Annotated in this window: 5 protein-coding genes; 2 read left to right on the top strand and 3 right to left on the bottom strand. The window is 73.3% G+C overall.

The features are described 5' to 3' along the window. Positions 1-121 precede the first annotated feature (121 nt). Complete coding sequence (locus tag ACIO1C_RS02825; RefSeq protein ID WP_401857652.1) at positions 122-898, bottom strand: GntR family transcriptional regulator; 777 nt, start codon at positions 896-898, stop codon at positions 122-124. Between the two features lie 180 nt (positions 899-1,078). On the opposite strand from ACIO1C_RS02825, the gene ACIO1C_RS02820 reads away from it, so the two are divergent. Together ACIO1C_RS02820 and ACIO1C_RS02815 are read left to right on the top strand one after the other, a co-directional pair. Continuing rightward, positions 1,079-2,815: a glycoside hydrolase family 9 protein gene (locus ACIO1C_RS02820; protein WP_401857649.1), complete on the top strand. Its 1,737-nt coding sequence runs from the start codon at positions 1,079-1,081 to the stop codon at positions 2,813-2,815. Between the two features lie 149 nt (positions 2,816-2,964). Continuing rightward, positions 2,965-5,412: a SpoIIE family protein phosphatase gene (locus ACIO1C_RS02815; protein ID WP_401857646.1), complete on the top strand. Its 2,448-nt coding sequence runs from the start codon at positions 2,965-2,967 to the stop codon at positions 5,410-5,412. A 21-nt stretch (positions 5,413-5,433) separates the two neighbouring features. Here ACIO1C_RS02815 and ACIO1C_RS02810 read toward each other — a convergent pair whose 3' ends face one another. Both ACIO1C_RS02810 and ACIO1C_RS02805 read right to left on the bottom strand, forming a co-directional pair. After that, a complete protein-coding gene (locus tag ACIO1C_RS02810; RefSeq protein WP_401857644.1) occupies positions 5,434-6,453 on the bottom strand; it encodes a LuxR C-terminal-related transcriptional regulator in 1,020 nt (339 codons plus the stop codon). 136 nt (positions 6,454-6,589) lie between these two features. After that, positions 6,590-10,372 carry a S8 family peptidase gene (locus tag ACIO1C_RS02805; protein WP_401858037.1) on the bottom strand — a complete coding sequence of 1,261 codons (3,783 nt, stop codon included), beginning with the start codon at positions 10,370-10,372 and terminating at the stop codon, positions 6,590-6,592. Positions 10,373-10,440: the final 68 nt, after the last annotated feature.

Raw genomic sequence — 10,440 nt, 5'->3', positions numbered from 1 at the left:
CGGCGCCGCGCCCCCCACCACGCCGGGGCCCGCGCCCCGGCCACCCCCTGCGCCCGGCCCCCCCCCCCGCCGGGGGGGGGGGGGGCCGGGCCCCCCCCCCGCCCCCCGCCGCTCCCGTGATTCACCTTCGCGGGGCGTCGTTCGACGAGGCGAGCGTGGTACGCAGCCGGTACCGCTCGCCGCTGTACTCGACCGTCGAGGCCAGCAGCGGCCGTTGGTCCGGAGCGTGGATCGTCTGGTCCAGGACCAGTACGGGCGCCCCCGGCTCGATCTCCAGCCGGTCCGCCAGTTCCTTGTCGGCGCTGCGTGCCTCGATCGTGGCCATCGACCTGCTCAGCTCGATGCCCTGGGCGCGCAGCGCCTCGAAGAGGGACGCGGAGCCGAAGTCGGCGGTGGCGAGGGCCGGGACGAGGGCGGCGGCGATGATGGTGCGGTCCACCGCGATCCGTACGTCGTTGAGGAGCCGCACCCGCTCCAGGTGCAGCAGGGGCGTCCCGGCGGGGACACCGAGGCGGTCCGCCTCGTCGAGCGAGGCCGCTTCCACCGTCTGCCGCAGGACGAGCGAGCTGGGCCGCATGTGCTTGCGGTGCGCGGTGGTGGTGAACGACTCCAGGTCGTTGGGCCACTCCCGGGCGGCCACCGGCTGCGCGACGAACCAGCCACGGCCGTGCGACGCGGTCAGGATCCCCTGGTCCACCAGGTGCGACAGCGCCTTGCGCAGGGTCACCCGCGAGATGTCCAGCTGAGCGCAGAGCTCCCGCTCGGGTGGCAGCTTCGCGCCGGCCGTCAGCTCCTGGCTCTCGATCTGTTCGAGAATCGCGTCGGAAGCCTGTGACCACAGCGGGTCGGAGCTGCGTTCGCGCCGTGGTGCGCGAATCGAGAAGGCGTCGACGCCCATCGGTGAACCTCCAGCATTAACCAGGAAGATACCACTATTGACCACTTGCCTTCCACTACATACCTTGTGCGGGGACAGCCGGGCGGCGGACAGCCGCCGGGCGACAGGAAACTCGTGGCAGGAAACTCGCGGCGGGAAACTCGTGCGGAAATCCACCGAGGGAAGGCGCGGTGCTCGCAGGTGCTCTCCAGGAATGACTCGCGCACCGGACCGGAGGTCCTGGTCAATCACCTCGGGTACGGCCTCGGCGGCGCCCCCGCCGTCGTACTCGCCCTCCCTGGCGGGGCCGCCCCGCCCACGGTGGAACTGCTGGCGGAGGACGGCTCGGCGCCGCCCCGCCCGCTCGCCCCCGGGCCGGTCGTGGCAGTCCCCGGATGGACCGCCGGGCCCTTCGCCCGGGTGGAACTGCCACCGGACCTCCCGCCCGGCCGGTACGCGGTACGGGTCGTGGAGAGCGACGGCCGCGTCACGGTGTCGGAGCCGTTCGAACGCGCCGCGGACCGCCTCCAGCGCGCGACGATGTCCGACGTGCTCAGCTACTTCAAGGGCATGCGGTCGAGCGGCGAGATCGACCGCAAGGACCGGCGGGCCGCCCTGTGGGGCGACACCACCGGGCGGCGTGTCGACGCCCGCGGTGGCTGGCTCGACGCCAGCGGCGACACCAGCAAGTTCCTGAGCCACCTCACGTACACCCGCACCATGAGCCCGCAGCAGATCCCGCTCTGCGCCTGGGCCATGCTCGCCGCCCGGGACGTGATCACCGCCCGCCACCCCGCGCTGGTCAGGTCGTTGAGCACCCGCCTGCGCGACGAGGCCCTGTGGGGAGCCGACTTCCTGGTGCGCTTCCGGGCGCCCGAGGGCTACTTCTACACCGGCGTCTTCGACGCCCTGACCAAGCGGCTGGAGGAGCGGGTGGTGACGGCCCCGCTCGCCGAATGTGTCCGTACCGACCGCTATCAGGCCGCCTACCGGCAGGGCGGCGGCCTCGCCGTCGCCGCGCTGGCCCGCGCCTCGCACGCCGGCGACGAGGGCGAGTTCTCCCGGGAGACGTACTTCGGGGCAGCGCTCGACGGCTTCCTCCACCTGGAGAAGCACAACCTGGCGTATCTGGACGACGGCACGGAGAACGTGCTGGACGACTACACCGCCCTGCTCGCCGCCGCCGAGCTGGTCGCGGCGGGCGCCGACCCCGGACACGGGGCGCACGAAGCCGCGCGGCGCCGGGCCCGGTCGCTCCTCGACCGGTACGCGCGGCCGGGCGACGGCCCCGGCTGGTTCGTCGCGGACGCCGAAGGGCGGCCCTACTTCCACGCCGTGGAAGCCGGGCTGCCCGTCCTGGCCCTCCTGCGCTTCGCCGAGACCCTGCCCCACGCTCCCGAGGCGGCCCCGGCCCGGGCGCTGGCGGTCGAGGCGATGCTCGACACCCTCGACCGCACGTACGCCGTGCCGAACCCGTTCGGCTACCCGCGACAGCGGGTGCGGCCCCTCGGCGGCACCGACCGGGACGCGTTCTTCTTCCCGCACGCCAACGAGACCGGCTACTGGTGGCAGGGCGAGAACGCCACCATCGCCTCGCTGTCGGCGGCGGCCTCGGCCTGCGCCGAGACCGACGGCGTCACGGAGGAGCAGCGCCGCCGGCTCACCGGGTTCGCCGACGACCAGCCGGCCTGGATCACCGGCCGCAATCCGTTCGACACGTCCATGCTCCAGGGCCGCGGCCGCAACAACGTCGACTACGCGTCGGACTTCCCCAACCTGCCCGGCGGCATCGTCAACGGCGTCACCTCGGGCTGGAGCGACGAGAACGACCTCGCGTTCCGGCCTCCTGACGCGCCCGGGGACGAGTCCTGGCGGTGGGCCGAACAGTGGATCCCGCACACGGGGTGGTTCCTGCTCGCCGTCGCCTACGCCCGCTGACGGGGATTATTCGCGCCGCCGGTGAGTGGGAACCACCGTCCGCGAGCAGACTGTAGGTGTCGGCGGAAAGGCGCCATCGGGCCGTATGACCAGGTCACACGGTGTACGGAGGGCGCGTGACGCCGCCGGTGCCCGGTCGAGGAGACGGCATGCGCCCAGATGAGGAATCCCCCGCGGTGTCCAGGATCTCCCTCGACGCCGTGGCGGCCGCGGTCGTGGACCGGAAGGGGATCGTGGTCCGCTGGTCGTCCGCCGCGGAGTCGCTGCTCGGACGCGGTCCGGAGGACGTCTGCGGCCGGTCCCTCCGGAGACTGCTCGTCCGGCCGCTCCCCCCGGCGTACGGCCCCGGCGGCGGTGGGGCGGGCCGGGACGACCCCGGCAGTGGTGTGGCCGGGCTGCGCCATTCCTCGGGGAGGACCGTCGAGGTCGCCTACCGCGTCGTTCCGCTGAAGGGCGCCGACGAGTACCTGCTCACGGCCGTTCCCACGGCCGACGCGGTGGAGCGCGAGCAGGCACTCGCCCTCATGCGCTCCCTGTTCTCCCAGACCCGCCTCGGGGTCGGCCTCCACGACACGGACCTGAACGTCGTACGGACGAACATCACCCCCGAGATGTTCGGCGGCCGGCCCCTGCCGGTTGGCAGCCGGCTGGGGGACGTGGTGGACGCCGAGGATGCGGAGGCCGTGGAGAGCGTGCTGCGCGAGGTGCTGGAGACAGGCGTGCCGGCCGTGCGCAGCACGCACCTGATCCGGGCCCCGCACCCCTCGGGCCGGCGGTGGGTCATGTCCCTCACCGCGTTCCGGCTCCTGGACCGGTCCGGGCGTCCCGGCGGAGTCGCCGTGGCGGTGAACGACACCACCGCTGAGGAGAAGCTCCGCCAACAGATCGACCTGCTCCACACGTCCGCCGCCCGGATCGGTTCCTCGCTCGACGTCGCCGAGACCGCCCAGGAGCTGGCGGACGTGGTCGTTCCGGAACTCGGCGACCTGGTCTCGGTGGACCTCTCCGAGTCCGTGCTCTCCGGGGAGGAGCCGCCGCTCGTCCTCGGCGGCGGGCGCCAGCACCTGGCGCGGGTGGCGGTCGCGACGGCCGGCGGCGGGTGGCAGGCCGGTCTGCTCGGGCCGGGAGAGTCGTACCCGCCGCTGCCGGACAGCCACGAACTCCGCGGCATCCAGGAGGGGGGCACCTTGCTGGCGTCCCGCGACGCGGTGATCGGCGCGCTGGGCGGTGACCACCGCCTGGCCCGGCTGCTCGTCCCCGACCGGGCGCACTCCGTCCTGGTGGCGGTACTGCGGGCGCGCGGGCGCAGCCTCGGGAGCGTCTCGGTGTGGCGTACGGAGCGGCGGCCCGAGCCGTTCGAGGACTCCGACCGCCTCCTCCTGGCGGAGATCGCCTCGCGGGCCGCCCTGGGCGTCGACAACGCCCGCCGGTACACCCATGAGCACCGCGCGGCGGTCGCGCTCCAGGAGCAGCTGCTCCCGCAGCCCGTGACCGATCTGCCGGCCGTGGAGACGGCGGGCACCTACCGCCCGGCGGAGGGCGAGATGAGCATCAGCGGCGACTGGTTCGACGTCATCCCGCTGCCTTCGTCGCGGGTGGCGCTGGTCATCGGTGACGTCATCGGCCACGGCCTCCCCGCGACGGCGACCATGGGCCGCCTCCGTACGGCGATCCAGGCGTTCGGCGGGATGGAGCTGCCTCCTGAGGAGGTCCTCACCCAGGTGGACGACCTCGTCCAGCGACTGGCCGCCGAGGCGCCCCCGGGGCGGCGCGACGTGGTCGGTGCCACCTGCCTGTACGCCCTCTACGACCCGGTGTCGGGCCTGTGCACCTTCGCCAGCGCCGGCCAGCCCCCGCCCGTCCTGGTCCGGCCGGGCGGCGGAGCGGAGTTCCTGGACGTCGCGCCCGGTCCCCCGCTGGGTGTGGGCGGAGTGCCGTTCGAGTCCGTCACCGTGCGACTGGAGCCGGGCACCGTCCTGGCGCTCTACACCGACGGCCTGTTCGGCCTGGAGCACTTCGACGTCGAACGCGCGCTGACGCGGATCAAACGCCGCCTGGACACCACGTGCCGGCCGGAGTCCGCGCTCGAAGAGGTCGGCCGGTCCCTGCTGGCCGACTTCGGCGACGAGCCTCCCCAGGACGATCTGGCCGTGCTTCTCGCCCGGACCAGGACGCTGTCCTCCCGCTCCGTCGCCAGCTGGGAGTTCCCGGCGGGACCCGCGTCCGTCGCCGTCGCGCGGGCGGCGGCGATGCGGCAGCTGGCCGCGTGGGGACTGGACGATCTCTCGCTCACGACCGAACTGGTCGTCAGCGAGCTGGTGACCAACGCGGTCCGCCACGCGGGCGGCCCGGTGGGTCTGCGGCTCATCCGGGAGAACGTCCTGATCTGCGAGGTGACCGACCCCAGCAACACCCAGCCGAGGCTCCTGCGGGCCACCGACCTGGACGAAGGGGGCCGGGGTCTCTTCATCGTCGCCAACTGCACGACACGCTGGGGCAGCCGGTACGGCAGGAGCGGGAAGACGATCTGGACCGAGCAGCCCTTCTTCTCCCGCTCCGAGAGCGACGATCCCGCGATGGTCCCGCTCGCGGGGTGAGCCTCGCGGGGTGAGGGCCCGCTACATCCAGCCCCGGCGCGCCGCCTGCCAGGCCAGCTGCATCCGGGTCGTCGCCCCCGCGAGGGCCATCATCGACTGGATCCGGCGCTGTACGGTACGCCTGCTCAGGCCCAGCTGGCTGGCTATCGCCTTGTCGGCGACCCCCGCGACGAGCAGGGACAGCAACTGGCGGTCCGTCGGGGGCAGTACGCCTCCGCCGGCCGACGCGTCCGTACCACTGACCGTGCCCGACTCGCTGACGTGCAGCGGTACGGCGTCCTCCCAGTAGCGCTCGAACAGGGCGACCAGCGCGTCGAGGAGGCTGCTGCCCCGTACCAGCGCCGTGGTCGGTTCCTCGGAACTCCCGCTCGGGCCGCCGGGGACGAGAGGGAAGATCGCGATGGCCCGGTCGGCGACCGCAAGGCGCAGCGGGAGGTGCGGCACGGCCCGGGCCATCTCCCCCGCGCGTACGCCCTCGACGACGTTGTCGACGGCGCCCGAGTCGTCGAAGAAGGCCTGCTCGTACAGGACGCGGTAGCGCACCCCGCGCGCGAGCGCGTCGAACTCGGCGCTGTTGCTCCCCGACGGCATGGCCACGTGCCCCGCCTTGCAGAACCACAGCATCTCGTGCCGCGTACTGTCCTGGATCTGCCGCAGGTGCTGGCGCAGCGCCTCCGCGCCGGTGATCACTTCGATGAGCTGGTCGGGGTCGCGGCGGCGCCGGGTGCTCCGGTACGTCTCCAGGAGGTCGGTGACGGCCGCGCGGGCCTGCTCCAGGGAGTCCGACTGCCGCTGGAGGTGCGGCAGCAGGGCCACGTCGGGAGGAGTGGCGGCGAAGCTCCGCGGCTCCCGGTCCTGCGGCGCCCGGTCCGTTCCGCTGGCCAGCCCCTTGGCGGCGAGTGCCGTGAGCACCCGCTCCGCCTCTCCCGGGGTCAGTCCGGCGGGCCCGGCGAGCTCGTCCGCCGACGCGGCGGACATCGTGACGAGCAGCCGGTAGACGGTTTCCTCACCGGTGGTGAGACCCGCTGCCTCCAGCATCATGTTCCTCCCGAAGAACGGGGCCGACTCTGGGCAAGCGCACTCTACGCCCAGGTCACGGCCGGTTCCCCGGCGGGAAAAGAGCGGCGGGTACGGAGGCGTCGACCACCTCCGTACCCGCCGTGAATCATGCCCGCCGCTACTTCTCCAGCAGGTACGCCCGGTGCACGGTCTGGGTGACCGTGTCGCCCGCGCGGTCGGCGGCCGTCACCCGCAGGGTCACGAACGCGTCCGCCCGCATCCGGTCCGGCCGTTCGACGGTGGCCGTGAAGCGGTTGCCGCCCCGGTCCTTGACCCGGGAGGCCTTCGTCCAGGTCCGGCCGTCGTCGTAGGAGACGTCGGCCTTCACCGACACCCCGCGCGGCGCCGGCAGGCCGTCCTGGGCGCGGACCGTCAGCCCGATGTCGTGCGTACGCCCGGTGCCGACCGTGCCGCGCGCGTCGACGGGAACGTCGTAGTCGAGCTGGAGGAGCGGGAGGGCGGTTGCGGCAGTGGTGGTGTCCGAGCGGAACTCCCAGGACGTACGGGTGCTCGTGCCGAAGGCCCACTCGCCGGAGACCCGGGAGGTCGTCAGGTCGAGCCGGTAGCCGGCCTTCCCCGGCGCCACCTGGATGTCGCCCCAGGCGTCGGCGCGTTCGGCGACCTTCTTGCCGTCGCGGTAGAGGGTGGCGGCGGCCGAGTCCCCCTGCGGGGCCGGTGTCCTCGTACCGATACCGCCGTCCTCGCCGCCCGCGGACAGCCGTGACCAGTGGCCCGCGGAGTCGGTGAACTCCGGCACGCGCAGGGCGAGTACGTCACCGGTGCGGACGGACGGCGTGTCCGTGCCGCGCGGGATCGAGGGCCGTACGACGGGACCGAACCACGACTCGTCGGAGCGATGGCCGGCGGCGTACGTACGGACCGTGTCCCGCATGCCGGCGTTGAGGGGGGTGTCGATGTCGACGACGGGTGTGTGGTTCACGACGTGCTGCCACGACGTCGTCCCCGAACTGACGTACTCGGTGCGCTCGGTGCCGGTGGGCACGTCGCGGGTGTACTGGTTCCAGGAGGTGTCCTGGTACGGGCGCCAGCCGAAGCGCTGTTCGCCGGCCCACGCCTGGCCGCCGTTGTCGGCGTACGTGGTGTGTATCCGCGCGCTGTTGCGGTCCGAGACGGTGTGGACCACCTGGGCCGGGACCTGCTGTTCCGACACCTGCATCACGTCGTAGAGGTACGGGCTCTTCGCCGTGCCGGAGAATTCGACCGTGGTGGTGTGCCGCTTGAGCCGCTCCAACAGGGCCGCGCCCTGGGCCGCGTTGACGCGCAGTGTGGGTACGGCCGTCCGGTCGCCGTTGGGCGTCCAGCGGGTCCAGGCGTACATGTCGGAGGGGAAGACGAGCAGGAGTCCGGCGGCTCCGGCCTTCGCGGCCTCGGCCGGAAGGTCCAGTTCACCCGACGCGTTGTCCCGTACGACCGCGAGTTTGCCGCGTGCCTTGCGGAAGTCGGGCGCCGCGGTGCTGCCCGCGTCCACCGCCGTGAGCTTGGCGCCCCTGGGGTCGAACAGCGCCGACACGTGCGTGTAGTAGGGGTCGAGGCCGAGTGGGGTGCCCGGGACCTTCGCCCTGAGGAGCGGCGCCACGAGCTGCCAGCGTGAGGCGAACTCGAACGCCCCGTCGGTGACCCGCGCGGTGGGGCTGACATAGAGCCGCTTGGCGATGTCGAAGTACATCACTCCCTGGATCAGCCCGTTGCCCTCGATCTGACGGTACGTCTGGAAGCTGATGACGCCGCGCTGTTCGGCCGGGCGCGGGGTCCGGATCTCCACCTGGGTGGCCTTGCGGGCGTCCAGGGTGACGGTCATGTCCTTGGTGACCTTCACCTCGGGCAGGACGAGTTGGCGCAGCTCCTCACCGTCGGCGGCGCCGTTCACCGAGGCCGAGCTGATCTGGTACGTGCCCTCCTCGACCTGGGCGACGGCGGGTTCGTAGCTGTCGTAGCCGACAAATCCGTCGGCGCCCCAGATGGTCGGCGCGCCGGGGACGCGCTTTCCGTCGCGGTCGATACTGACGACGGTGAGGCGGTGGACCGGGCCGTGGACGCCCATGCTCACCGTGGTGTGCGCGACCGCTTTGCCCTCGGCGGTGGTGGCGGTGACGTAGCCGTAGTAGTCGCCGCGCTCCGCGGCGGACGGCTCCGCGCGCAGCGGGACGCCGACGGTGGCCCCTGCGGGGACCCGCACGGATCCCGAGCCCAACCGCAGCGCACCGGCGGGCAGTTCACGGCCGCCGGAGGTGGCCAGACGCGCCGCGAGAGTGAGGGTGACGTCCGTCTTGGCGGTGTTGGTGTAGCGGATCGTGGCGTCCTGGGAGGGGCCCGGGGTGTCGCCCGTCCGGAAGGGGCCCAGCGCGAGGGTGCCGGTCGCCGTGAGAGTGCCGAGCGCGGCGGCGGCGACGTCGATGCGGCCGCCGCCCTGCTCGGTGACCTTCTGGCCGGGGACGGTACGGGCGGTGCTGATCAGGGCGTCCTTGAGGCGGCCCGCGTCCCAGTCGGGGTGCTCCTGGGCGAGGAGCGCGGCGGCGCCCGCGACATGCGGGGTGGCCATCGAGGTGCCGGACGCGGCGACGTAGTACTGGTCGACGATGTCGCCCATGGTCGTCCCGGCCGCGCGGGCGGCGACGATGCCGACGCCGGGCGCGGTGACGTCGGGCTTGACCGTCTTGTCACCGAGGCGGGGGCCCCGGCTGGAGAAGGAGGCGAGGGAGTCGTCGCGGTCCACTGCGCCCACGGTCAGGGCGGCGTCGGCGGAGCCGGGGGAACCGACGGTCTGGGCGCCCTGCTCGCCCGCGTTGCCCGCGGCGACCACGAACAGCGCGCCGCTGTCCTTCGTGAGGCTGTTGACCGCGAGGCTCATCGGGTCGGTCCCGTCGCTGGGCGCGTCCGACCCGAGGCTCATGCTGACGACGCGGGCGCCCTCGGCGGCGGCCCACTCCATGCCCTCGATGACGGCCGACTCGCTGCCGTAGCCGTCGTCGCCGAGCACCTTGCCGATCAGCAGGTCCGACCGGGGTGCGACGCCCTTGCGGAGTCCGGCGGAGGCCGCTCCCGTACCTCCGACGGTGGAGGCGACGTGGGTGCCGTGGCCGAAGACGTCGTTCGTCCCGCCGCTGCCGGAGAAGTCCTTGGTCTCGGTGGCCCGGCCTGCCAGGTCGGGGTGGGTGAGGTCGGCGCCGGTGTCCAGGACGGCGACCTTGACGCCCTGGCCCTGGTAGCCGGCCTGCCACGCCGCCGGGGCGTTGATCTGGGCCGTACTGCGGTCGAGGGTGGGGCTGACCCGCCCGTCGAGCCACACGGTGGGGGCGGCGGCTGAGGTGGTGAAGCTGTCCCCGGCGGGGGTGAGCTGCTTCCAGAAGCGGCCGAGGTCGGCGTCGGTGACGCGCAGCGACCTGGCGTTGATGCTGCCCAGCTGGTGCGAGGGCGCGGTGGTGTCGTTGAAGGCGGTGAGCGCGTCGAGGGAGGAGACCCGCGCGCCGGGCGCACCGGCGACGATCAGCGGGAGCGCGTCGGTGCGCGCGTCGTCGTATCCCTGCGCGAGCAGGGCCGTCACGTCGAACAGCCGGCGGTCGAGCCGGCCCGCGGCGAGCGCCGCCTCCGCGTCGGAGGGGACCACACTCAGGGCGCCGTCCTGCTCCGCCGTACGGAAGAGGATGCCCTCGCGGCCGGGGCCGGGTGTCACCGACGCGACACGCTTGCCGTCCGTTCCCGTGCCGACCGTGACCCGGTCGCCGGTGACCAGGCGGACGGTGGCGGCGGGTGCCGCGGGGTGGTCGGTGGCGGCCGGCGCCGCCGCTTCCGCCGGTCCTGACCGCGCCGAGACCGGCGTCACGATCCCCCCGGTCACCAGCAAAGCAGTCGACACAGCCGCCGACAGGCGGATCCATCTCATCATCAGGGCCCTTTCGTTCCAGTCGTTCCAGCTCGCCCGACTCCGCTGTCACGCGCTGAACGACAGAC

This window comes from Streptomyces sp. NPDC087420 (assembly GCF_044744165.1).
GTDB lineage: Bacteria > Actinomycetota > Actinomycetes > Streptomycetales > Streptomycetaceae > Streptomyces.
The sequence above is the reverse complement of the archived record's forward strand: the minus strand, read 5'-3'. Positions and strand labels throughout refer to the sequence as shown.

What these genes read in the sequence shown, in the direction of transcription:
- ACIO1C_RS02825 (WP_401857652.1), bottom strand. Translation starts at nt 898, where the DNA reads ATGGGCGTCGACGCCTTCTCGATTCGCGCACCACGGCGCGAACGCAGC.
- ACIO1C_RS02815 (WP_401857646.1), top strand. Translation starts at nt 2,965, where the DNA reads ATGCGCCCAGATGAGGAATCCCCCGCGGTGTCCAGGATCTCCCTCGAC.
- ACIO1C_RS02810 (WP_401857644.1), bottom strand. Translation starts at nt 6,453, where the DNA reads ATGATGCTGGAGGCAGCGGGTCTCACCACCGGTGAGGAAACCGTCTAC.
- ACIO1C_RS02805 (WP_401858037.1), bottom strand. Translation starts at nt 10,372, where the DNA reads ATGAGATGGATCCGCCTGTCGGCGGCTGTGTCGACTGCTTTGCTGGTG.